The 22,271-nt window shown below is 40.1% G+C and carries 26 protein-coding genes and 1 pseudogene; 7 read left to right on the top strand and 20 right to left on the bottom strand.

Annotated elements, in window-relative coordinates; translation table 11 throughout:
- Positions 1–90: 90 nt before the first annotated feature.
- The 3 genes and pseudogenes from M1K46_RS13985 to M1K46_RS13995 form a co-directional block, all read right to left on the bottom strand.
- Positions 91–1,098 carry an LLM class flavin-dependent oxidoreductase gene (locus tag M1K46_RS13985; protein ID WP_256226415.1) on the bottom strand — a complete coding sequence of 336 codons (1,008 nt, stop codon included), beginning with the start codon at positions 1,096–1,098 and terminating at the stop codon, positions 91–93.
- Between the two features lie 171 nt (positions 1,099–1,269).
- Positions 1,270–1,408, bottom strand: a pseudogene (locus M1K46_RS13990) (carbohydrate ABC transporter permease); the annotation flags it as partial.
- 311 nt (positions 1,409–1,719) lie between these two features.
- Positions 1,720–2,193 carry a glycogen debranching N-terminal domain-containing protein gene (locus tag M1K46_RS13995; RefSeq protein WP_256226416.1) on the bottom strand — a complete coding sequence of 158 codons (474 nt, stop codon included), beginning with the start codon at positions 2,191–2,193 and terminating at the stop codon, positions 1,720–1,722.
- Between the two features lie 222 nt (positions 2,194–2,415).
- On the opposite strand from M1K46_RS13995, the gene M1K46_RS14000 reads away from it, so the two are divergent.
- From M1K46_RS14000 to M1K46_RS14010, 3 genes are all read left to right on the top strand, one after another.
- Positions 2,416–3,258 (top strand): STAS domain-containing protein, encoded by an 843-nt coding sequence (locus M1K46_RS14000; RefSeq protein ID WP_256226417.1) that lies wholly within the window; start codon positions 2,416–2,418, stop codon positions 3,256–3,258.
- A 265-nt stretch (positions 3,259–3,523) separates the two neighbouring features.
- Positions 3,524–3,733: a hypothetical protein gene (locus M1K46_RS14005; protein ID WP_256226418.1), complete on the top strand. Its 210-nt coding sequence runs from the start codon at positions 3,524–3,526 to the stop codon at positions 3,731–3,733.
- Positions 3,734–3,835: 102 nt separating this feature from the next.
- On the top strand, positions 3,836–4,156 hold the full coding sequence (locus M1K46_RS14010) for a hypothetical protein (RefSeq protein ID WP_256226419.1): 321 nt from the start codon (positions 3,836–3,838) through the stop codon (positions 4,154–4,156).
- 97 nt (positions 4,157–4,253) lie between these two features.
- Here the strand turns inward: M1K46_RS14010 and M1K46_RS14015 are convergent, their stop codons facing one another.
- The 7 genes from M1K46_RS14015 to M1K46_RS14045 all read right to left on the bottom strand — a co-directional run bounded on the left by M1K46_RS14015 (position 4,254) and on the right by M1K46_RS14045 (position 8,171).
- Positions 4,254–4,706 (bottom strand): hypothetical protein, encoded by a 453-nt coding sequence (locus M1K46_RS14015; protein WP_256226420.1) that lies wholly within the window; start codon positions 4,704–4,706, stop codon positions 4,254–4,256.
- Positions 4,707–4,739: 33 nt separating this feature from the next.
- Positions 4,740–5,096 (bottom strand): hypothetical protein, encoded by a 357-nt coding sequence (locus M1K46_RS14020; RefSeq protein WP_256226421.1) that lies wholly within the window; start codon positions 5,094–5,096, stop codon positions 4,740–4,742.
- A 448-nt stretch (positions 5,097–5,544) separates the two neighbouring features.
- Positions 5,545–6,657, bottom strand: coding sequence for a tyrosine recombinase XerS (gene xerS / locus M1K46_RS14025; RefSeq protein WP_375162199.1), 1,113 nt, complete (start codon positions 6,655–6,657; stop codon positions 5,545–5,547).
- A gap of 22 nt (positions 6,658–6,679) precedes the next feature.
- Complete coding sequence (locus tag M1K46_RS14030) at positions 6,680–6,853, bottom strand: hypothetical protein (protein WP_156316338.1); 174 nt, start codon at positions 6,851–6,853, stop codon at positions 6,680–6,682.
- 19 nt (positions 6,854–6,872) lie between these two features.
- The gene (gene hepT, locus M1K46_RS14035; protein ID WP_256226425.1) at positions 6,873–7,277 is read right to left on the bottom strand and encodes a type VII toxin-antitoxin system HepT family RNase toxin; all 405 of its coding nucleotides are present in this window, start codon (positions 7,275–7,277) and stop codon (positions 6,873–6,875) included.
- Positions 7,252–7,674: a type VII toxin-antitoxin system MntA family adenylyltransferase antitoxin gene (gene mntA / locus M1K46_RS14040; RefSeq protein ID WP_091003564.1), complete on the bottom strand. Its 423-nt coding sequence runs from the start codon at positions 7,672–7,674 to the stop codon at positions 7,252–7,254. The genes hepT and mntA overlap by 26 nt, the downstream gene beginning before the upstream one ends.
- A 59-nt stretch (positions 7,675–7,733) precedes the next feature.
- On the bottom strand, positions 7,734–8,171 hold the full coding sequence (locus tag M1K46_RS14045; protein WP_256226426.1) for an MFS transporter: 438 nt from the start codon (positions 8,169–8,171) through the stop codon (positions 7,734–7,736).
- 537 nt (positions 8,172–8,708) lie between these two features.
- Between M1K46_RS14045 and M1K46_RS14050 the strand changes: the two genes are divergently transcribed.
- The gene (locus M1K46_RS14050) at positions 8,709–9,803 is read left to right on the top strand and encodes a major royal jelly family protein (RefSeq protein WP_256226428.1); all 1,095 of its coding nucleotides are present in this window, start codon (positions 8,709–8,711) and stop codon (positions 9,801–9,803) included.
- Positions 9,804–10,080: 277 nt separating this feature from the next.
- On the opposite strand, the gene M1K46_RS14055 is transcribed toward M1K46_RS14050, so the two are convergent.
- The 6 genes from M1K46_RS14055 to M1K46_RS14080 form a co-directional block, all read right to left on the bottom strand.
- On the bottom strand, positions 10,081–10,380 hold the full coding sequence (locus tag M1K46_RS14055) for a spore coat protein (RefSeq protein ID WP_256226429.1): 300 nt from the start codon (positions 10,378–10,380) through the stop codon (positions 10,081–10,083).
- A gap of 2 nt (positions 10,381–10,382) precedes the next feature.
- Complete coding sequence (locus M1K46_RS14060) at positions 10,383–10,592, bottom strand: hypothetical protein (protein WP_062233384.1); 210 nt, start codon at positions 10,590–10,592, stop codon at positions 10,383–10,385.
- A 17-nt stretch (positions 10,593–10,609) separates the two neighbouring features.
- Positions 10,610–11,746, bottom strand: a complete 1,137-nt coding sequence (locus M1K46_RS14065) for a zinc-dependent alcohol dehydrogenase (RefSeq protein WP_091003554.1) — start codon at positions 11,744–11,746, stop codon at positions 10,610–10,612.
- Between the two features lie 18 nt (positions 11,747–11,764).
- A complete protein-coding gene (locus M1K46_RS14070) occupies positions 11,765–12,133 on the bottom strand; it encodes a spore coat protein (RefSeq protein WP_256226430.1) in 369 nt (122 codons plus the stop codon).
- Positions 12,130–12,399 (bottom strand): spore gernimation protein GerQ, encoded by a 270-nt coding sequence (locus M1K46_RS14075; RefSeq protein WP_256226431.1) that lies wholly within the window; start codon positions 12,397–12,399, stop codon positions 12,130–12,132. The genes M1K46_RS14070 and M1K46_RS14075 overlap by 4 nt, the downstream gene beginning before the upstream one ends.
- 774 nt (positions 12,400–13,173) lie before the next feature.
- Positions 13,174–14,511 carry an FAD-dependent oxidoreductase gene (locus tag M1K46_RS14080; protein ID WP_256226432.1) on the bottom strand — a complete coding sequence of 446 codons (1,338 nt, stop codon included), beginning with the start codon at positions 14,509–14,511 and terminating at the stop codon, positions 13,174–13,176.
- 219 nt (positions 14,512–14,730) lie between these two features.
- Here M1K46_RS14080 and M1K46_RS14085 point away from each other — a divergent pair, with 219 nt between their 5' ends.
- From M1K46_RS14085 to M1K46_RS14095, 3 genes are all read left to right on the top strand, one after another.
- Complete coding sequence (locus M1K46_RS14085; RefSeq protein WP_256226433.1) at positions 14,731–16,356, top strand: PTS transporter subunit EIIC; 1,626 nt, start codon at positions 14,731–14,733, stop codon at positions 16,354–16,356.
- 24 nt (positions 16,357–16,380) lie between these two features.
- A complete protein-coding gene (locus M1K46_RS14090) occupies positions 16,381–17,703 on the top strand; it encodes a 6-phospho-alpha-glucosidase (protein WP_256226434.1) in 1,323 nt (440 codons plus the stop codon).
- Positions 17,704–17,790: 87 nt separating this feature from the next.
- Positions 17,791–18,603 carry a MurR/RpiR family transcriptional regulator gene (locus M1K46_RS14095; RefSeq protein WP_256226435.1) on the top strand — a complete coding sequence of 271 codons (813 nt, stop codon included), beginning with the start codon at positions 17,791–17,793 and terminating at the stop codon, positions 18,601–18,603.
- On the opposite strand, the gene M1K46_RS25835 is transcribed toward M1K46_RS14095, so the two are convergent.
- The 4 genes from M1K46_RS25835 to M1K46_RS14100 all read right to left on the bottom strand — a co-directional run bounded on the left by M1K46_RS25835 (position 18,536) and on the right by M1K46_RS14100 (position 21,785).
- Positions 18,536–18,889, bottom strand: coding sequence for a DUF5370 family protein (locus M1K46_RS25835; protein WP_375162200.1), 354 nt, complete (start codon positions 18,887–18,889; stop codon positions 18,536–18,538). The genes M1K46_RS14095 and M1K46_RS25835 overlap by 68 nt on opposite strands.
- A 508-nt stretch (positions 18,890–19,397) precedes the next feature.
- On the bottom strand, positions 19,398–19,592 hold the full coding sequence (locus M1K46_RS25840) for a hypothetical protein (protein WP_375162204.1): 195 nt from the start codon (positions 19,590–19,592) through the stop codon (positions 19,398–19,400).
- A gap of 47 nt (positions 19,593–19,639) precedes the next feature.
- Positions 19,640–19,753, bottom strand: a complete 114-nt coding sequence (locus M1K46_RS25845) for a DUF4931 domain-containing protein (RefSeq protein ID WP_375162205.1) — start codon at positions 19,751–19,753, stop codon at positions 19,640–19,642.
- Positions 19,749–21,785, bottom strand: a complete 2,037-nt coding sequence (locus tag M1K46_RS14100) for a penicillin-binding transpeptidase domain-containing protein (RefSeq protein ID WP_256226437.1) — start codon at positions 21,783–21,785, stop codon at positions 19,749–19,751. Before M1K46_RS14100 ends, M1K46_RS25845 begins: the two co-directional genes overlap by 5 nt.
- Between the last annotated feature and the right edge of the window lie 486 nt (positions 21,786–22,271).

The raw sequence follows: 22,271 nt of genomic DNA on the forward strand, positions 1-22,271 counted from the left end.
TCTTGCTATAAAAAATGATTTTAGAAAATGATTTATTAAAACCTTACTTTTTATTGTAACAACTAAATTTAAAGTATCTAAATTTTTTGCTCAAGTTGAGCAAGCTAAACATTCATTGGCGATCAGCTCATAGGAACGAACACGATCCTTTATATCATGTGTAATCGTAACAATCATCATTTCGTCGGCTTGATAGTGTTCTCTCAGCTCCTCAAGACGCCGCTTAACATAAGAAGGGCTTCCGATAATGGACCGTTTTTTCATCGAGTTCAGCATCTCTTTTTCCTCTGGAGTCAATGAATAATGCTTCGCTTCTGCAAGGGATGGGATTCCTTTTCTCCCCTCTCCTTTTGCCAGCTGGATCTTCCAAATTTGATTAGGCAGTGCTAAATCTTCAGCTTCTTCTTTTGTCTCCGCACAAAGAACGGATACGGCTGCAATCGTGTTTGGTACCGGCGACCAATTATTCGCTCTAAACTCAGATTTGTACTGATCAATAATATCGGTAACGTCCTGTTCGCTCATAAATTGGCCGAAAGCATAAGACAATCCGTGTTTGGCAGCAAGAATGGCACTCTTTTTGCTCGTTCCGAGAATCCAAGGCTCTGGAAGGATGTCAGGAACCGGTGATGGAGTGATCTTAGAAAACATGTCATCTGAAGGAAAATCATTTTTGAAAAAATGCAGCAACGTGTCTACTGACTCAGGCATCTTTCGGACTTGTTCCAAATAGTTATCCGAGAGTGCCATCGTGGCTTCTGCCGATCCGCCGGGTGCTCTTCCGATGCCTACATCTATTCTCCCAGGAAATAAAGCAGCGAGGAGATTATACGTTTCTGCCACTTTATACGGCTTGTAATGAGGCAAAAGAACCGCTCCGGATCCTAAGCGGATCGTTTCGGTCTGCCCGCCAATATACCCGAGCATCACTTCCGGAGCCGGACAGGTCAGTCCAGGAAAATCGTGATGCTCGGCAATCCAGTATCGCGTGTAGCCTAGTTTCTCTCCTGCCTGCGCCAGGCTCAGCGAGTCATGAAGAGCCTGCTGAGCGGTTTTTCCGCTTGAGGCGGGAGATTGATCAAGAATGCTTAATTTCAATTACGGTTCCTTCTTTCTGCAAAGAACGTTCTTTGCTTATCCTTGCCCCTATTTTATCCAATTCATGTGATTCATCAAAATAAAATGATCTGACAAAAGAAAAGCATGCCCCATGAGTCAGGCATGCTTTTTCGCAGAATGTATGGTTGTTGTTTTGTTTTTCGAAAAAATCTACTTATCCCCAGTAAATTTAATGCCTTTGACAAAATAGCGGTTGAAGAAGGCGTAAAGAACCACAATAGGCAGGGTAAAGACCATGGATGCAGCCATGATATAAGTTCCAGAAGCTGATGAACTGCCCCATTGCCGATATCCGTCAAAAGAACTCTTAAATCCAGGATCCCGCGCTCGACCAATCTCTGGAGTGCTGGGTAGTCACTTTCAATTTTGGTTATTCCTGCTTCCCAGTCTTTATATGATGACTCTAATTTTCCAAGTGCTGCTTCAGGCGCGATAGCTGTTCCAGATTTTCCATCAATCTCAGGAATAACGGTAAAGGTTACAGATTGAACCTCGCCGTGGTTTAATGAGAAACGGAAGGTGATTCCTTCTTCCTTTGATACAGCCTCAGCATCAAGGTTCCAGCTCACCTTGGTCGCGCGTTTTACATGATCAGCTTCATCATAATAGTAATGGATCCCATGAGAGGTAGGTTTGTTCTTCGCCTGAGCACTTCCCAATTTCTCCATATTGAAAGCCTCGGATAATAAACATGTCAGTAAAGTCCACATCCAGCAATAAACTGATGTCAAATTCAACTGGTTTTGAAAAATAGCTTTTTACTTGAATGGTTTCGTAAAGAACCCCGTCATAGATTAAGCGCTTACGTTCAAGCTCTATGGATTCTCTCCAAAGTATGAGTTCTCCGTCTTTCTCCATATGGGGATTTGTCAGCAAAATTCTCGCACTGTAATTTTCATCCGCAGAAGAAGAAAGAAGGATTGGATCTTCTCCATTAATTTTCAGATCAAACTTGCTTAAAAAGCGTGTATCTTTCGTATAAAGACCCAAGCCATATGTATTGTCAACAAGAATATTGCCCTTGTCATCCGTTAATAAAAATAAGTCGTTTTCTTTAATCACCCGATAGTCCATATTGGCTTTTAATCATACACACAAACTAAAATTGAAGGTTATTGTGACAATAGCATTCAGGCCATCCAAATCAGGTGGCATGTTTATTTTTTTTATATAAAAAGGTTTGATTACAAAGGAGAAGGGGAATATTTTTATAGTTAATATAAAAACTCTTCAAAAATAAAGGAAATTTAAAATAGGAAAAGAGATAGTTTTTTAACACTGGAAGGAGAACAGCAAATGGACAGAGTACAGCAAAGAGAAATTATTGAGTTTATCATCAGTCGGAGAGAAGAGTTTCAAAATAAGCTGCTATCCGAGGCTGTAGAAGTCGCGCCTAAAATAAATGATATTTTACAATCAGGGAATATTGATCTTTTGAAAAACGCTGAGAAGCTGGTAACGTATGTGGTGGAAAGGAAAGAGAACGAACTCATTTCCTTTGCCAAGCAAGAAGGGGTAGCCTGGGCAGAGCATTCTTTAACTCTTACTCTTAAGCTGGAGTGGGTACATGCGATTAGAAGGACGGTCTGGCACTTCCTGTTAAAATACGATCAACTGAATACCCCTGTAGTCAGTATTTCAGACTACAGAGCAATGATTTATGAGATGGAGATGCAGATCAATGACAGCATCGATAAATTTCTTAATAGTTTTTTCATTAGGTATTCATCTTATAAAGATGAATTAATCAGCTCTCAGCGAAAAATAGTTGAGCATTTATCTGCGCCTATTATACCGATCAGTCATAATATAGCCGTCCTTCCTTTAATCGGTTTAATTGATGTGTACCGTATGGATACCATTGAGGAAAAAATATTGATGGATATTTCAAATTTAAAAATCCGAACGTTAATCATGGATCTATCAGGCATTACAGATATGGATATTGAGGTAATACACCAGTTTCAAAGAGTGATGAGCGGGGTTTCCTTGATGGGATGTGAAGCGGTCATTACCGGTCTGCGTCCAGAACTTGTCAGGAAAATGATTCATTTGGATATTTCGTTTAATGAGTATGCATCAACTAAAGGTACGCTTCAGCAAACATTAGCCGATTATTTAAATGCAAATCTGATTTAATACAGGAACGATCAACATTCAGTTTTTACTTTCTTTTTTGAGGGAAAGGAATACTCCTCAAAACTTATTGAACTAATAAATGGGTTTAAGAAAAAGCGATTTTTTCCGTCAAGTCAGGTAAAAAAAAATTTACTTTAATTTCAAATAAATTTTAGGTTGAATTTTGATAATCAACAAAGGCGGAGCATCCAAATTGGGTGCTCTTTTGTGATAAAGGAACATCCTGGCTTCTTGTCGAATTATTAAAGCGGAAGGAGGTTATTAAATGGATTACAGTACTTTGTTGAATAGATTAAAAAATGCCAGTCAAAACGGTGAAACATTTACAATTTTTATAAATACAATTAGTGATCAAGAAGATGATCAAGTAATGAGGACAGCGAAGAATCTCCAAAATGAATTGTTTATACGTTTAAGAGTTTGTGAAAAACAAAAAGATGGCGTGTTGCTCTCAGGAATGATTGAGCAGCTATAAATTTTTTAGGCAACCTTTAGAGGGTGTTTTTTTGTTGCTGCCTATAGAGAAGACTTTGAGGCCATACCAGGCACTTAATGATCGGGGGGTAGTCGAATCAATTTGTATCCATTAATAAAAATCTCGAATTTTTGGTGTTTATGCCAAATCATTCCGGGTAAACACTATAAAAACAATAGAGCGGGGATTGATATGATAAGAAAACCAGAGGAATATAGACATGAACTCATTGCAGGTAATAAGAAGATTTTTTCAGGAACTGGTGAACAACTTTTGTTATTGCTTTCTAATAATAAACCCATTATATCAATCGGTGACACAATTAAACTGCACGGAAATAAATTTTTTGTAAGGCGAGGTAAGTTTATAAATAAAAAAAATCAAAAAAATCTTATTAGGTATTATTTAGAAAAAGCCTTATAAAAATTGTTTCCTTTTGCCGAAATATGAAAGTATCGTGGGATATGGTTTGAAGGAGAGGTACAAATTGCTTCGGGCAAAAATGAAATGATTGTGCCGCTCAATCCGTCTGAGCGATATGGGTCCAGCTCCCAAATCCGGAGATGGAACTGACGAAATGGTAGTTTCCTGCGGGATCGATCCGGGCAGTCGCACCCTCACCAGTATAGGCATTGTAGAAGAGCACGCTACCGCTAGAGGTGCCGGTGATGTGCGTCCAGCGTCCAAATCCAGAGATGGAACCGACATAACGGTAGTTTCCACCGGGGTCAAGTGTTGCAGTCGCTGCCTCCCCTATATTGGCATTGTAGAAAAAGAGTGTACCGTTGGCGGATCCGACTACGTGGGTCCATGTTCCAAGTCCAGAAATTTGACTGACGTAATTATAGATTCCGTCGGCGTCAATCGTGGCGGTTGTTGCAACCCCATTAATGGCATTGTAAAAAAAGAGAGGTGTGTCAAGTGCACGTTTAATCATTTGTCTCAAGTCGGGGCGGCTTCCTATCCGAGGCAAGCGCGGAGTTATCCTTACCTGGGGTGAACCTGTTCATCGGAGCAATCTTCTCGCTCTCGCTGGACTCAACGGGTTTCTCCCACGAGACCGCAGGACACCTTGCAGGCAAGCCAAAGCGCCTACCACCATGGCAGCAGCGCTAGAAGTGCCGGCAAAAACATTGGTGTACCATTCGAGCTCATTCGTGCCGTCCTGGAGATCCCCATAACCTGTCGTTGTCACCTCACGGCCCCACCCTTGAGCATCAAATAATTTCCCATAATTCGAGAAAGACAGGCGCGTCCTATCCCGGCCATGATTCATGCCGTGGGTTCCTGGGGGTGGTGCACCAGCTCCCACATAGTCCCCATTTTCAATAGATGATGTTAACGTTTCTAAAAATGCAAACATTTATTGTTTAGTAATCTTTTTTCATTAATTAATGATACCTCACCTGATTCCTCCTCAACAATAACAGAACAATAGCGCGTATATCCTTGGTTGTAGTTATTTTGAAAACTAAGACGTTAAATTGATAAATCTGAAATTTTGATAACAAAACAGTAGTAGCCCCTGTTAACTTATTCTTAAAATAAAATTCAGAGCAAGAGACCATCCTTTTTACTACGTCTTTCAATATTGGCTGGTTGTGCTCATTCTGGAGGGTCAGTGGCAGCTACTGTAAAAGTATGTGCTGGAAAAGAACCTGCCAGAAAATATTCAGTGGATAAGAAGATTGGAAAAATTAAAAAGACGGTCAAGCATTATTCCTTTTTGAACGGATTGACTTCTAAGAGAAGTTGTTACCCTAATAAAGACGATGAAGGCAACTATTTTATTCGCCTTCATCGTCTTTTTACTATAGTTTCCTTCTCTGGCCCAAAAGCTCCGCAGCTTTCTTCGCCTTTTCGTGCTCCGGATTGGAATATAGAGCAGATGTTGTAGTTGAACTATGACCAAGCTGCGTCATTAGCAAATGGATATCTCCCTCTTGAGCCATTAAATGAGTACCATATGTATGCCTCAACTTATGTGGAGACATCGCTTTATTTGAGGTAAACGCTTTTGTATATTTCTTAACGAGTGCTTCAATGGCTCGATTGGATAGGGGAGTGGCCACTCCATGGATTTTAGTTAGAAAAACGTAATCAAATCCATCATTTTTTCCATTATAACGGGTATGACGAACGAGTAAATAGGTTTTTAGATCATTCATTGAAGGAGGGGCAACGGCTACAATGTCTTTTTTTCCACCTTTTCTGACAACATGAATCCGGTTATCCTCAAAATCCAAGTCACGAAGTCTTAAATTTGATAATTCATTTACTCGGATTCCACTACCGAGAAAAAGCGAAAGTATAGCAAGGTCACGCTCTTTGTCTCTCTGGAAATATGCTAATCGTCGAGGACTTAAATTTTTCTCATACAAATTTTTTACAAACTCCAGAAAGATAGTATCATCATCGTTGTGGAATATTTGTGTTGTGATTCTTGCAGCCCGTGATCCTAGGGTTTCCTTCACCTTATTCACTTCAATTTTTAACATAACATTGCGGTAAAAATAAGGTTCACCTTCTTCATTTTCCGTTTGAGTAGTCAAATATTTGAAGAGTGAGCGAAGGGCAGAGATCTTTCGATTTATTGAAACCTTTTCCGCTTTTTTTGTTTCATGTTTATTTACGGAAATGTTTCTACGCTCTAAAAATTTTATGAAGGAACGAGCATTCTCTAACTTGAGATTTTCCAAATCAGATAAGGGTATATCCTTAATATCTTTACTTTTAGAAATACCGTCCGCGATAAGCCACTCAAAGAATAATTTATAGTCAAGTACATAGTTTAATAGAGTGGAGGGGGATCGGTTACTCAGCTTATCATCGACATATTCTGCAACGTAAAAGGGCATTCGCTTGACCAGCTGTTCTAATTTTTGTTCATGAACTTGATGTTGTCTTGTATTAGCCAAAGTCAAAACCCTTTCTTTTATAATAAAATTATTTAGCACTAATTGATTGTACGGGTACTTTTACATATTCGAATTGGGAAGGGTAGAGCGCTTCTAGATCTAGGATTGCTGTTTCAGCAGCTTTCTCGCCCTTAAAAATGGTTTCAATAGTAAAGGCTTCCATATTCGTATTTACGTGGAACACACGAATTTTATAGTCCATATAAAAACCTCCAATATCATTAGGATTGAAGTATTTGTTTTGTAAACTCTTTAAAATCACCAAGGTGTTTTTCAATAATTTGTTTTAAGATCTCAATATTAATGGATTGATAGTCATGGACAGCGATATTTCTAAAACCAACCATTGCTTTTAGCCTTTTGGCCAGAATTTCATTTATGATGGCATTCTCCTGTAGCAAATCAAAAGCGTCTCTACTTGATTGTGGGAGTCCAAGGCGTTTATCCGCAATGATATGCATCGCCAGGTCTATGGAAGCTTCGCATGCACGTTGAACATTTAATATCATGGAATCTTGTTTTGTGTAATCCTTAAGATTCTCGGGATTGTTGTCATATACTTGGTTGATCCTATTTATACAACGTTCAATCACATTTATTTTATTTAGAATCACGTCGTTTTTCATAAATGGACCCTCTTTCATCAATTTTGTTTAAAATACTTTTCCGTTCTTCATTTAACTTGGCATACATGCTTAAAGCGGTCATTTGTAAGTTCTTATATAAGTTGTCGTCGACACAATAAATTAACCGACCAGTTGAGTAGATCTGAGCTTTGAAAACGGTTGATGCTGCACTAATGTCCACTAAATCAACATCTACTTTGATTAAGGCCGCTAGTTCTTGAGCGAAAAGAAAAAGATCATAGGTATTAAATGATATTTGTGAAGAATAGAAAGCAATATCAATATCGCTTTCTTTATGTACGGAATCTTTCGCATGGGATCCAAACACAATGATAAATGTTGGATCAATTTTATTTATTAGGAAATCCTGGATGATTTGAAACATATCTGGTTTCATTTACACACACTCCCTAATATTTATGTCTACATTATACCAAACGTTTATTAATAAGTATTTTACGAAAAGTTAATAAAACTCACCATTAATATAAAACCGACTGCTGTCAGACGCTTTTCAGGCGGAAACATCTCTGCCGCATAAACGAAAGAGATCGGAGCAAAAGCTGCTGCAATCAATCCTTCAAGTGCCCGGAGCATCACTAATCCTGAAAAATGATCAATAAATCCAATGATAAAAGAAACAATCGCTAACGCACTAATGCTGCTGGCAAGAAAAATTTTACGGCCATACATATCAGAAAATGGTCCATAAAGCAGGCATCCGATCGCGTAGCATAACGAAAACGCACTGCCAATCCAGGCCGCCTGATTGGCCGTTTTATGAAAAGTGCCTGTAAATACTGTGGTCAGCGGGATGGTTACATACATGCTCGAAACAATGACCAACCCACTCCACAGTAAAATAAGAGTCATGATTGAATATTTCTTTTCCACTAAAAATCTCCTTTACTTTCCACTGAACGCTGGCAAAATACCGGCAATGACATGGTCCACCAGCTCGGAAATAAAGAGCTCATCCGGTGTTTGTTTATAAATGAGGATACGAAAATAGATCGGATCGATAAGCATATCGAGCAGAATATCGATGTTTACTTCGGCTTCAATCCCGTGGCTGAATAATGGCCTCGTTCAGTCTCTCCCTGTCAATTAACGTTTGTATGTAAACAAGCGAAAAAGAAGCACCGTTGTTTGTTTGCCTCTGTACGATTTTCAGCATCATCCATTTTCGCTGTTACATTATTTAATAATTCAAGCGTCACAGCTTCATGGCGTAATCCTGTTCTTCTCTTCATTTTTATTTTTTTGATTGGCTGCTTTCCTTTTCTTTTTACGGAACATCAATACAAATGTTCAGGTGAATAGATTTTAACCAAAGAAAAAAGCAAGTGCTCCGCCCATGTGCTTTGCCATGCACAAGAAAAACTGCCGGTCATATATAGGTATATCGGTTCAAATCGGATGAGGGAGATGATGAAATTTATGCTGCCTATGGAAAAATATTTCGGTAAGTTTGAACTCGTTCATTCATTTTATGGGGCTATGCCTACAGGAGTTACCGTGTCAGAAACCGGGCGTATTTTCGTTTGCTTTCCGAAATGGGGAGATGACGTGAAATTTACGGTGGCGGAAATTGCCGGGGATCAATTGCAGCCTTATCCAAATTTAGAAACAAATTTGGCCAACCCGGCAAACGTTGCGATGTCATTTATCAGTGTCCAAAGTGTAGTGGCTGATGGAAGGGGAACACTTTGGGTATTGGATACAGCAGCACCCAATTTTTCTGAACCAATTAAAGGGGGAGCAAAACTGGTCGCTGTTGATTTAAAAACAAATACAATCAGAAATGTGTATACCTTTACAGAAGAAGTAATCCTGCCAACCACATATTTGAATGATGTTCGCTTTGATTTTCGCGTAGGAAAAGCCGGTTATGCCTATATTACAGATTCATCCTCCAAAGGTCCAGGAGCGATCATTGTTGTGGATTTAGAAACTGGAAAGGCATTCAGACGGTTAAGTGGAACCCCTCCTACATCACCCGATTCCTATTTCTTGCCAAAAGTAGAAGGTAAAATACTGATGAACCGCAATAAAGATGGCTCTATTTCTCCCTTTCGACTGGCGTCTGATGGTATCGCGATTTCTGCGGATGGAAAGACATTATTTTTTTGTCCATTAACAAGCCGTCATCTGTTCTCCATTTCAACAGAAGCCCTGAGAGACAGAACGATACCGGAGAAGGACTTACTTTCCCGCGTAGAGTATTGGGGAGAAAAAGGGGCTTCTGACGGAATGATCACCGGGGCAAAAGGAAACGTCTATGCAGGGGATTATGAAAACAACAGCATACGAAAGATCATGCCGAACGGAAACATGGAAACCATTGCACATGACCCGAGGATTTTATGGCCGGATACGTTTTCGATTGGCCCGGATCAATACTTATATATCATTGTAAACCAATTACACCGGCAGTCCAGGTTTCATTATGGAAGGGACCTGCGAGAAAAGCCGTATAGTTTGCTTCGCATGAACATAGATGAATTGCCTGCTCCTGCATTCTGACAATAAATAAGGGGCTGTCCTGAATTGACCTTCAGGCATCCCCTTTTTGCGTAAAAAATCTTCAATGAATGAAAAGTTGATTGTAGTGGAAGGTGCGAGATCCTCGAAAATGAAAATCACATTTTCTTCGTGCGATGCACCGCTGCCGCAGCGTTCCTTGTCCTGCGGGACTAGCGTGACAGGTGAGACTCCCGCAGGCGCTCGCGCCGATAAAAGCGAGCGGCCTGGAACGAAAATCAACGGCTTCCAGACTTCTTGGACAGCCCGTTTACATGATCTATAGTGTTGGCAAATCCAAAGCGGTCTTCATATTTGTCAAGTTCAAATCGATTTGCTCGTTCGTATCCCAAGCGTGATACCATCCTTTTTCCACTATATAACCGGAAACTTGTTCATGCATCTCAATGGCTTCCTCCAAATGCCTAGTTAACATTTCTTTGATTTCAGGTGTTCCGGCTTCCGTAACAGCCATTGCGTAATTTCTAACTCCACTTTTTGCCGCAATCAATAAATCCATCGCAACAATCTGGTCGGAAAGGGCATCCATTCCTGTTAAGTTTTCAATGAATGAATTCAATTTTACTCAGCTCCTAACGATTGCTTTGCATTAGATAAAACAGAGGTATATTCGTTTAACTGGCTGGTGGAAAGATCAATGTCTTGCTGCATAATTTCTTTTAGCCTTGGGTCACTAACCAGTGCTTTCATTGTTTTAGACTTGGTTAAACAATTTGTTTTAAAAGCGGCCATTTCTTGAACCTCAAGAACTTCGTGTAGGGCATAGTTCATTTTTCAATCCTCCTTCCTCAAGGCTTCAAGACGACTTTTATACAATCATCCGTTTTGGTGTCAAAAATCTCATAGCCACGCTTGGCTTCACTGAGCGGAAGGACATGGCTGACCACATCTCCCGGATCAATCTTTCCTGTAGAAACCAGTTCAAACATATAAGGCATATAGTGAATAACAGGTGCTTGTCCGGAGCGGATATTGACATTGCGGTTCATAATATCTCCAAATGGGAAACCGTTATATTTTCCCCCATAAACGCCGGTCACCTGGATATTGCCACCTTTTCGGACGGCCTGGGTCGCCATGATAAATGCACCAAATGCACCACTCTGAAGTTTTAATCCGCTGGCAAGAAACTCCATATCGGTCATTTTTCCGTCCATACCAACAGCATCAATGACTACATCCGCACCGCCCTTGGTGATTTCCTTCAGGTATTCTCCACAATTTTTATGATCCTCAAAGTTCACAATTTCAACTTTGTTTGTCCGTTTCGCATGCTGCAAGCGATAATTCACATAATCGACTGCAATCACCCGCTTCGCCCCTTTTAGCCAGCAAAACTTTTGTGCAAAAAGTCCCACGGGACCACATCCCAAAACGATAACGGTGTCCCCGTCTTTTACGCCCGCATTATCAACACTCCAAAACCCAGTGGTCATCGCATCCGCAATAACACTTAACTTTTCATCAGGTTCCTCGCAGGTCTCCGGGATTTTAAAATGAGTAAAGTTGGCAAAAGGGACTCTCAAATATTCCGCTTGCCCGCCTGGATAACCGCCAGTTGTTCCGGAATATCCGAAATAGGCTCCCATATCTCCATTATCATTTGAATTGTCGCATTGACTTTCCAAATGGTCTTTACAGTAACGGCATTCACCGCATGCGATGTTAAATGGAATGATTACGCGGTCTCCCTTTTTTAGTTTTGTCACTTCAGGACCAACCTCTTCAACGATTCCCATCGGTTCATGTCCAATGACATAGTTCTCTTGCAGGTTAGGGATCATGCCATGAATTAAATGCAAATCAGAACCACATATCGCTGTACTGGTCACTTTGATAATCATGTCATCTGGTTTTTCAATCTTAGGGTCTGGCACTTCTTTCACAACAACATTTTTTATCCCTTGGTACGTTACCGCCTTCATACTATATAACCTCCAGTGTTAATGTTCATCAGGTGTCCGATCAAACATGCCCTTTCGATTGGTCTCAATGGGAAACAGGTTCATTTTGCCAATCTTAATCGTATTGTTGGCCGAAAGCTGATCCAATTGATACTGTTCCGTTAGTTCGTAAGGATGGAACCATTTTTTCTTGATCATCAACTCAGATATTTCCTGATGCATCGCAATGCCCTGCATCAATTGTTTTCTTAATGTGGCACGAACATCAGGTGATGCGGATTCGGTTAATGCTACAGCTATGTTGCGAACGCCTTCTTTGGCACGAAGGAGAAAGTCCATTGCAAAGGTGGTGTCTGCTAGTTCAGGCATATGCAGCGAGTTTATCGGGTCCAAATAATCATTATTCAATGAATGGTTCCTTCCTTTCCATTAATGATGGGGGTTGGGCGATTTTGAGGAACAGGAGCTTGAAAAGGTGCTCGTTCATAGAGGGATTGCAATTCAGTAAGATCCTGTATCGATTGTTCAACATCTTTTTTCATTAAATTCCTAAGATCATCATCAAAAACCAATCCTTGCATTAATTTAGACTTGGCGATACAAAGCGTTTTAAAGTTAATGGCCTCATGTAAGTCCAAAGACTCGTGGGCAGCTAATAATTTCTGTTGATCCATTTTGATTCCCCTCCTTTTATCCTAAATACAATGGTATTGTTCCAAACATAGAATGAAGTATGCTTTACAATATTTCTTACAAAGACCAATTACTTACAAGGATAGAACCACGAAAGGCAAGCAGAATAAATCATCAGCAAATTCAAAGCTCTGTTATCCTTAATAATTTAAAGGACGGTATAAAGTTGTAGCTTATAAATGGCTACCTTAATGGAATTCTAATTTTTTATTCTATATTCCAAAATCCCATTAAAAAGGAATGGACTGATGTACTTTTTTTAGCATTTTTTTAATCAATTTCAAAAAAGAAAAATCCCGGGAAACTTAAAAATTAAAAAGTACTTCTAACGTACTTAGAACTAGAAAACCGATGCCCCCCATCAAAAATAACGCTTTTGGATAAATAAATGCCACAATTAATCCTATAAGTAAGAGCCATATTATCGACTTGAGAGTTACTTTGAGAAATTTCCAGATAATATAACCAAAGCTCTCCCCCCTTCAGTACATTCTCACCCGAAAAAAAACTTCACTACATAACGGAAGGATAATGCGGAAGCCTCGTACGAACAAACCACGTATTTGTTATACATAACGTTTTATTTACATTTTATAAGATTAAACGGTGTTATCCCCCACGATATTAACCACAGGGGCTTTAATTCTATTGTTTTATAGAAGTTTAATGTCAGGCTTAAGTTTTACACACCAACGAAAAAACTTCTGTTATTAGGTAACTTTTCCATGTTAATTTGAGAGTGAACATCTAAAGTTTTATACTAAAACCATCCCATCTTCAACGAGCTGTTTTTGAAGCTCTTTAATATCAATGTTTGATGGAGTTGTTCCGTTAGTATGGGTCATTGCAGCTGCTGTTCCAGCCGCCTGCCCAACAGCCATTGCACTTGGAGTTAACCGGGTTGTGGCAAGTGCTTCATGAGAAGTTGACATACAGCGTCCAGCTACAAGTAAATTTTGGATCTTCTTAGGAACAAGGCATCCATAAGGAATGTCGAACGAACCGTCCCCTTCTATCCATGAGATCTCCATTCCATTTCCGCTTGGAGCATGGATATCAATTGGATAGCCGCTTTTTGCAATAACTTCGTCAAACTTTCGTCCGGCTACCACATCCTCTTTTGTTAATACATAGTTACCCTCAATTCTGCGAGATTCACGAATTCCAATTTGGGCACCAGTGCTCGATATCGAAGCGTTTTCAAAACCAGGAATTGAATTTTTGAGAAAATCAGCCACCATTAACACTTGCTTGCGGCCTTCAAATTCGGCCTTTGTTAAATCCTCAATTTTTGTGCTATCCAGATCCTGAACCCTTGTCATATTCACAAGCACTTCATCTTCTGCTGGACCTGCAAAGAAAAGAACCTGATCACGGTTAATTGGCAGATCCGCTTCCTTCCATTCTTTATAGAAACCCTGCACAGCAGTCAAAGGCAGATTTGGAAGGTCATCAAACGGTGTTTTTTTAAAAAAGTTTTCCGGATGGTTGATCATTTGCTCTTTGACTTTTTTCAAATCCACTCCCCGCATCCTAAACTTCATCGTTAACGGCTGAGTTTTTTGGTCTTGATCACGACCCTTTAGAGTGGGCGCTCCTGACAAGTATGCAATGTCTGCATCTCCTGAAGTATCGATAAACATATCAGCGTAAACTTTTTGTCGCCCTGATTTTGAGGTGATCTGTATATATTGAATCCGATTATTTTCAACTTTAACGGTATCGACAAAGCTATGAACGAGTAAGTCGGCCCCCGCTTCTTCCAGCATTTCAACAGCTAGAACTTTGTACACCTCCGGATCATAAGGTGTGACGCTATAAACAAACCCACACGTGTCGCGAAGATGTCCTGGAGAAGCACCGCGATTCTTTAAGCGCTGGACAATTTCATCAGCTATACCTTTGATTACTTGGGTTCCATTTTCAGTGTGGTATGTCATCCATGGGTAAACGCTTGCAATGGTGGACATGCCTCCAAGAAAACCATGCCTTTCAACTAATAGTACCTTTTTATGTTTTCGGCCAGCAGCAATAGCGGCATTAATTCCAGCCGGTCCACCACCCACGACAACAATATCGTAATGTTTTATCATATTTTCTCCTCCTATTAAGAAGCTTAATGGATCTACTACTATACTAGACGAATAAGGGGTGCTGTATCTATAAATGCAGGAAGGTTAAAACATGTTTCAATTAGAGGAAAATACAAAAAACATGTTTTAAGAACAGACATTAACAAAAAATTCTGTGATATAGTTTCGTTGTTGAAAGCGCACACAATTAAACATGGAGGTTTTAAAGGGGGTTATATTTTGAGGAAGAAATTACAAAGTTATTTTTCCATGCTGGGAAGATCGTTTCTTTTAGCCGTAGCGGCTATGTCATTCTTTGTCCTGCTGCTATCCTTAGGAGCTGTTTTGAAAAACCCGTTTTTTATTGAAGCAGTTCCCTTCTTAGGTAACACATGGGTTCAATTTATTGCAAACGCTCTCAGTGAATCCGGACTTGTTATCATACGGTTTATGCCGCTTGTATTTGCTGTATCCATTGCAATCGGAATGTCGGAAAAAGGTTCCAAGGAAATTGCAGCCTTTTCAGCGGTAGTGGGTTACTTATTTATGATTACCTTCTCGAGCTTGGCGATGTCTACATTCGGGTTGGCACTCAAACCCGATGTAGTAGTCGGTGAAAACAATATGCTTGCCATTTCTCAAACGCTTGAGATGAGAAAAGCAATGCAGACGATGGTGCTCGGTGTTCAAACGATTGATACTGGAGTACTTGGCGGGGTTATTGTTGGTACTGTCTCAGCTTGGGCAACCAAACGCTTTAAGACTCAATCGCTGCCGATGATTTTTAGCTTTTATCGAGGCAAACATTTTCCCCCGATCGCCACCGGTTTTATCTTTATGGTTGTTGGGATTGTGATTCCGTTCATCTGGCCGGTCATCGGAGGAGGAATTTACAGCGCTGCCAAGCTTGTCACCGGAGCAGGCGTATTTGGATCGTTCTTATTCGGATTTATTGAAAGAATGTTGATTCCAACCGGGCTTCACCATGTGTGGTACTCGTTGGCACACTTTACACCGGTTGGGGGAACAAAGGAAATATGTGGACAATTTTATACAGGTACCAAGGCCATTACAACTGCTGCGTTAGGGTGTGGCAAGTTCAGCGGGGACCTTTCCGATATTACCCGTGTTTGGCTCGGCCAGGGTGCGACTCCAATAAAAGTATTTGGTGTACCTGGTGCCTTGCTGGGGATCTATCTTGCGGCGAAGAATAAGAATCGAGCAAAAGTTATCGCCATCTCGGCGGCAAGTGCTTCTTTCTTTGCTGGAGTAACAGAACCCTTCGAATTCCTATTCATGTTCCTAGCTCCAGGATTATTCGTGATTCATGCTGCTCTAACTGGATTGTCGTTTGCTATTTTAGATTTAGTGAACGCTTCTTACCTAGGAGGTAACAACATCATCGAACTTATTTTTAATGGTGTTTTCCAAGGTCATAAGTCAACATGGATTCCTGTCACATTAGTCGGTGTCGCGATGTTCTTCATCTATATGTTTACGTTTAAGTGGTATATCGAAAAATTCAACATTATGACACCCGGACGGGAACCAGAAGAAGATACGGAAGAGATTTTACACGCAGAAGTGGCAGCGTCCAAGCTTATTATTTCAAAAGCTGATAAGAATGAAGTAGCAAAAATCTTAATTGAACACCTGGGTGGAAAAGACAACATTAAAGATTACACCAACTGTATTTCCCGCCTTCGAATTTTCGTTCATGACCCATCACTGTTGAATGAAGGAGCTCTCAAAAAGGTACCGGATTCTCTCGGTATGTCAAAACCATCAGAAGAAGAAGTTCATATTGTTTTTGGTATGAAGGTATCTGAATACCGTGAAGCATTAGACGTTCAGCTAGATCAATAACCAAACAGAGATTGAGGTGCTAATATGAAAACTTATAAAATTGCCGTAGCGGGTGGAGGTTCCACTTATACACCAGGAATTGCGAAAGCACTAATGCTTAAGAAGGAAGAATTCCGGGTTAGCGAAATTCGTTTATATGATATCAATGAAGAACGCCAGAGGAAAGTGGCAATGATTACAGAAAAAGTAGTCGCTGAATTTGATTCAAACGTAAAAATCACAGCCACAACCGAACCAAAAACCGCATTTGAAGATGTTGACTTTATCTTTGCGCAGCTTCGTGTAGGCGGTAATGTTATGCGTGAAAAGGATGAAAAAATTCCGTTCAGCCACGGGATTGTTGGTCAAGAAACATGTGGGCCGGGCGGTATGGCATACGGGTTGAGAACTATTGGTCCAATGATAGAACTCTGCGATTATGCAGCGCAGTTTGCTCCTGACGCGTGGATCATTAACTATTCAAATCCTGCGGCGATTGTAGCCGAAGCCATTCGAAGAGAACGTCCAAATGCACGTATTTTGAACATTTGTGATATGCCAATAGGTATGATGCTTCGCATGGCCGAAATTCTAGGCGCAAAAAAAGATGAAATTGAAGTTGATTACTTTGGATTAAACCATTTTGGCTGGTTTACCGACGTGTATGTTAAAGGTGAAAGCCGTATGAACGAATTGCGTGAGTATATGAGCGTAAACGGGCTAGTAACTCCGGAACAGTCAAAAGATCTGCAGCACTCCGATGTAGATTGGATTAAAGCGCATAAAAACGTGGCAAAAATGCTTCAGCTTTTCCCTGAGTATCTGCCTAGCTCCTACTTGCAATATTATTTGATTCCGCAAACCGTGGTCGAACAAACAAATCCAGAGTACACGAGGGCAAACCGGGTGATGGATCATCGTGAAAAGAACTTGTTTGACTCTATTGAGCATCTGGAAGAGACGGGTGAATTCCAAGAAGGGTTCAATGTCGGTGTCCATGGTACTTTTATCGTTGATGTAGCCATGTCAATCGCCTTTGATCGTCGCGAGCGCTTCCTCCTAATTGTTGAAAACAACGGAGCGATTCCCAACCTGCCTTCCGATGCAATGGTCGAAATTCCAGCGTATGTAACGAGCAGAGGACCTGAACCTATTCGATTAGAACCCATTGGTTTATTTTACAAAGGTTTAATCGAGCAGCAACTAGCCTCTGAAAAATTGCTTGTTGAAGGGGCATTGGAAAGTTCATACCAAAAAGCACTGCAGGCATTTGCACTCAATAAAACATTCCCTTCTGCAGAAGTGGCAAAGATTGTCTTGGATGATCTGATCGAAGCAAATAAAGATTTCTGGCCAGTATTAGCATAATATTTAACCAAACAGACCTGACCTATCGTCAGGTCTGTTTGATTTCCCTGTCCCCTATTTTATAATAGGTATCATGGAGGGAAAACGATGAAACGTTTGTTGCTTAATAAAATCCTCGCTACCATCGGCGACACCATTAATGAGACTGAATACATGGTTCTTCTCGATTTAATAGAACATATGGATCAATTGCAAACCTACAGCATTCGCGAAGCGGCAAAAAATAATTTCGTATCCACATCAAGCATTTCCCGGCTTTGTATAAAGATGGGGTTAAGCGGCTACAGTGAACTAAAGTTTTTTTTGAAACAACAATATGATTATCTTGAGGACAATCAGAATGACACTGATTCTTCGATAAACAAAATGGCCTCAGTTTTGCTGAATTCGTTTCAGCAAAACTATAAAAACACGATTACCCAACTAAATGAAGAGGACTTAGAACACTTTATTAAACTGTTATCTCATTCTTCCTACATAGGTGTGTGTGGCTCAGGAATTTCCGAGATTGTCGCCACATATTTCACTCAGCGGTTCCAAATCATTGGAAAGGATACATGGCTGGTTAACGTAAGCGCTCCCGGCGGGATCTATATGAACCAACTAGCAAAAAGCCAGCTAATGGTGGTGTTCTCAAGATCAGGTGAATCATCGTATACCCTATCGAAGGCACAGATCGCGAAACGAGAGGGAATTAAAATCGCAGCTATAACAAGCAGCAGGAACAGTACTCTGGCGGAAATAGCTGATTTGATTCTCCCGATATATGGTTCAGGGGAACCTCTTGATGTGTCCTATAACATAACGTCATATAACTCGATTGTGGTGCTTTTCATTGACCTTTTGCTTCAGTTGTACATGGATAGTGTACCGAGTGACGGTCTAGAGGAAAAAAAATAAGTGGTGGCTTATTCTGAGTTACCTGCTCCTCCGTGCTCACCCTTGCATAGATCGCGATCATTGACACTTTCCCTTCTGTAATTATCTTTAAGTTAAGAGTAGTAAGAATACCTGATTTTATCAGTAGAAGTTCCTTCAATGATTTTTTTATGCACATCGCATCCACCTCTTTAGAAGGTATGAAATACGTCTTGGTTACTTGCTGTAAGTAATAAATCGCGCCATTTTGGTTGATTACACTATATTCTGGTTCAAACCGATATTCATTTCGTTCCACAGCACCCATTTGCCCAATGACCCTCCTTATATAAACATAACAATTAATATTTCACAAATCTGCTGTTAACAATCTTATAATTCATATTTTCTTTTCAATCTAGCAAAAAAAAATGCAAGTACGTGCAGGATATTATAGAGCTTGCACTCTGGGATTTGTTCAGGAAGTACAAAACATGAGGAAGAACTGAACACTCTGAATAATGAATATGGATAAACCTACCTGTAGTAACACCCTTAATTTGTTTAAATTAGTGTGATAAGGTGAATATAGATGGTTTTCCAACGAATCCCCATCAACCGTTGTGTCCCTCGTTTAGTCGGATTTCACTAAAAGAGGGATCTTTTTTTATTATTTTTTGATTTCAACCGATTTTAAATATTTGAGTCATTCATAGTAGCCTACTTTTATGTACTTTCATCAGTTCATTGCAAAAATAAACGGCCGTGAAATCGCGTGGTTATGAGGTTTTTGACAAATAAAAAATGGGTGCCCTCTTTTCTCCGCATCAACTCGCTTATCGGTACGCTTTTAATCCACGCAAGGCATTCTCGGTTCTTTTTGATTTGGCGGTTAAGCTTATTGCTCTTGCTATAAATCTGACTCTACTCTCATCTTCAAACATAATATTCAGCTCATAAAACCCCATTTTTGGTTTTGTAGAAATATTAATCTTAATCATCTCATCCTGTTTATCAACATGCCCTAAAATTGGGTGGGATTGATGTTTTGATGATAATCCTCTTTAAAACCGATGATTTACATATGCGGATGACGAAGTGTTCCTCCAGAATACGGACCGTGATTTTTAAAGAAAATCACAAATTGATAATGGCCGCTTTGTATGCTCTGAAGGAAAACCCCTTCTTTAATGAAGAGGCTTTTCTTTCATATATGTTTTAAAGGTCTTTTTAACTTTAGGAACAACGTAATGGCTGCCCCCTTTATCCTGTACATCCTCAATCATCATAGAAATCAGCAGGCTCGGCTGTTTTTGGTTGAAAGCTACAAACCAGCCGTTTTCTTTCCCTTTCTCACCTACTTTTGATTTTAACTCAGCTGTTCCGGTTTTACCCGAAAGCATGATTCCTTTTAGAGGGGGATTATATCCCGTTCCCCTTTTATCCTCTACCACTTTTACGAGAGAGCTGCGAATCCGCGTAGCGGTCTCTGGTGAAACAACATTTTCCTTCCATATCTTTGGCTTCGGATTTACCTCTTTCACCAATTTAGGCGCAATTAAGTCCCCGTTATTGATAAATGGAGTATAGGAGAGCCCAAGGTGAAGAATGTTCATTTCAACTCGACCCTGTCCATAACCCGTATCGGCAAGCATTCCTTCTGAATCGATATCCTCTTTTGTCAACGAAGAGTTCTCGAAATCCAAATCAAACGGCATATTCTCATTAAAACCAAATTTCTCAGCTCCTTTTACCATCTCTTCTTTTCCAATTGCGAGAGCTGCCTGAGCAAAGTAAATATTATCAGAATAAATCAGTGCTTTTTCCAAATTCACATTTACAGAAGGAACTTCAGTAACCCTCGTAACAAACTTCTTATCCCATGATTTATCTTTCTGCCACTTTTTCCCTGAAATCGCTACTTCCTTATTTGGGTTAAGCTTATTCGTCTCTAGTCCGATTGCGGCGGTAATCGGTTTAAATGTGGAACCCGGAGCGAATGTATAGGCAAAACGGTTTAACAGCGGCTGTTTCGGGTTCTTTTCCAATTGTTGATAACGTGAACCGAGTATTCCTAAAACAAAATCATTCGGATCGAATCCTGGGCTATTTACCAGTGCCAAAACCTCACCGGTTACAGGATTTATTGCTGAAGCTGTACCAATATCTTTGTTCATTTGGTTATAAAGATCCCTTTGCAGGTACATATCAATATTTAGTTTGACGGGTTTACCGTCAATGGCTTCTTTCTTCGCGACTGCTCTTTTTTCATTTTCTCCCTCATCTACAATCCGGATGAGTCCTCCATTTTTCCCGCGAAGCTGCTTTTCATAAAATTTCTCGAGACCTCTTCGCCCGATAACATCGGTAGATTGATAGCCTTCTGATTTGAGTTTTTTCAGTTCTTCCGCCTTAATTGGCTGCACAAAACCTGTTAAATGTGATGCAGCTTCTTTGTATGGATACACCCGCGTTTCAATCGACTGGCTACTAATACCTTTAATCTTTAAGATTTTTTTAAGTCGGGGATCATCTTCCGCAATCGTTTTGATAGGAACGAAAAACCCTGGTTTTACCCATGAAGAATTTAACGCGTTATCGATGACCTCTTTGTTGATACCAAGTGCTTTTGCGAGCTGCTGTTTGCTGTCATCGCCATTCCCAGGAAGATCTTGCGGGACAATGCCGATCTGTTCGGCCATGCCATTTACGGCAAGCCCATTTCCATTCCGGTCGAGGATCTCCCCCCGTTTTGCCTTATTGGTTTGAACTCTAACTTTATCCCCCTTTTCCATACCAGGGAAAATTTGCGAGTAATCCCAATTTACAAACCAGTTTTTCTTGTCGTCCTTTTCCTGCTCCGCCATTTTTATTTTATGTTTGTATTGAATAGGACCCGCCAACGTATCCATTTTTACTTTGTATGTATACGTCACATTCCCATTCTTGTCTGGATCCGGTTCTTCTATTGGAATAACCGGTGTTATGGAAATATTTTGTGCATTGATTCCGTCATAAATCGCGGAATATTTTTTCACGAATTCATCTTTTGTCATTTCCTTTTTGCTTTTATCGGAAAGCATGGAGTACATTTTATCAAACTTCATAGATTGCCAGTTTTTCATATATTCTTTTATTGTAGGATCTGGCTTAGGTCCATCCGAACATCCTGCAACCAGGATAAAAAGTAAGGCTATACAAAGAATTGAAAGTTTATGTTTCAATCCGTTCCCCTCCTGACTTTGTCTCTCTCTTTCCTTATTTTAATCCATTAAAAAAAAATAACCGAAGTGATAACGCTCACCCTGGCATTCCATTTTTATTTTTAGTTTTCGTATCTTAAGCAATATTTGTGGTTTTCGGCCGACATTTATGCAACCGCATCCTTTAACACATCTTTGTTTTAAAATCGAAAAAATCTGCCTTGCTCATATGAAAATAGAGCAGGTCCATATTCGATAAATGGATCCCTGTGAACTCACCAAAATGTGTCGTGTGTCGAATCCGTTATAATAGATTCGGCCCCTTTCGGTTTATTAAGTTTCAGTAATTCCACAAGTTGAATTCAATACAAAAATAAGTTGTGATAATCAGAAATTTAGCCCATGGTAATAGTTAGAACTCAATGGGCTTTGTCTGTCGTCTGTCAATTATGTCTTACTATTTGGGTGTTTTTGTCCAACCCCTAGAAAAGGTCCATTTTGAAAAAT

This window comes from Fictibacillus sp. WQ 8-8 (assembly GCF_024494405.1).
In the GTDB taxonomy this organism is placed as follows: Bacteria; Bacillota; Bacilli; order Bacillales; family Fictibacillaceae; genus Fictibacillus_C; species Fictibacillus_C marinisediminis.

Coding starts and splice junctions, on each gene's coding strand:
- M1K46_RS14050 (WP_256226428.1), top strand. CDS start 8,709: ATGAAATTTATGCTGCCTATGGAAAAATATTTCGGTAAGTTTGAACTC.
- M1K46_RS14000 (WP_256226417.1), top strand. CDS start 2,416: ATGGACAGAGTACAGCAAAGAGAAATTATTGAGTTTATCATCAGTCGG.
- M1K46_RS14080 (WP_256226432.1), bottom strand. CDS start 14,511: ATGATAAAACATTACGATATTGTTGTCGTGGGTGGTGGACCGGCTGGA.
- M1K46_RS13995 (WP_256226416.1), bottom strand. CDS start 2,193: ATGGACTATCGGGTGATTAAAGAAAACGACTTATTTTTATTAACGGAT.
- hepT (WP_256226425.1), bottom strand. CDS start 7,277: ATGAAAAACGACGTGATTCTAAATAAAATAAATGTGATTGAACGTTGT.
- M1K46_RS14075 (WP_256226431.1), bottom strand. CDS start 12,399: ATGGATCAACAGAAATTATTAGCTGCCCACGAGTCTTTGGACTTACAT.
- M1K46_RS14020 (WP_256226421.1), bottom strand. CDS start 5,096: ATGTTTGCATTTTTAGAAACGTTAACATCATCTATTGAAAATGGGGAC.
- M1K46_RS14005 (WP_256226418.1), top strand. CDS start 3,524: ATGGATTACAGTACTTTGTTGAATAGATTAAAAAATGCCAGTCAAAAC.
- mntA (WP_091003564.1), bottom strand. CDS start 7,674: ATGAAACCAGATATGTTTCAAATCATCCAGGATTTCCTAATAAATAAA.
- M1K46_RS14030 (WP_156316338.1), bottom strand. CDS start 6,853: ATGGACTATAAAATTCGTGTGTTCCACGTAAATACGAATATGGAAGCC.
- M1K46_RS14095 (WP_256226435.1), top strand. CDS start 17,791: ATGAAACGTTTGTTGCTTAATAAAATCCTCGCTACCATCGGCGACACC.
- M1K46_RS25835 (WP_375162200.1), bottom strand. CDS start 18,889: ATGGGTGCTGTGGAACGAAATGAATATCGGTTTGAACCAGAATATAGT.
- M1K46_RS14060 (WP_062233384.1), bottom strand. CDS start 10,592: ATGAACTATGCCCTACACGAAGTTCTTGAGGTTCAAGAAATGGCCGCT.
- M1K46_RS14065 (WP_091003554.1), bottom strand. CDS start 11,746: ATGAAGGCGGTAACGTACCAAGGGATAAAAAATGTTGTTGTGAAAGAA.
- M1K46_RS14090 (WP_256226434.1), top strand. CDS start 16,381: ATGAAAACTTATAAAATTGCCGTAGCGGGTGGAGGTTCCACTTATACA.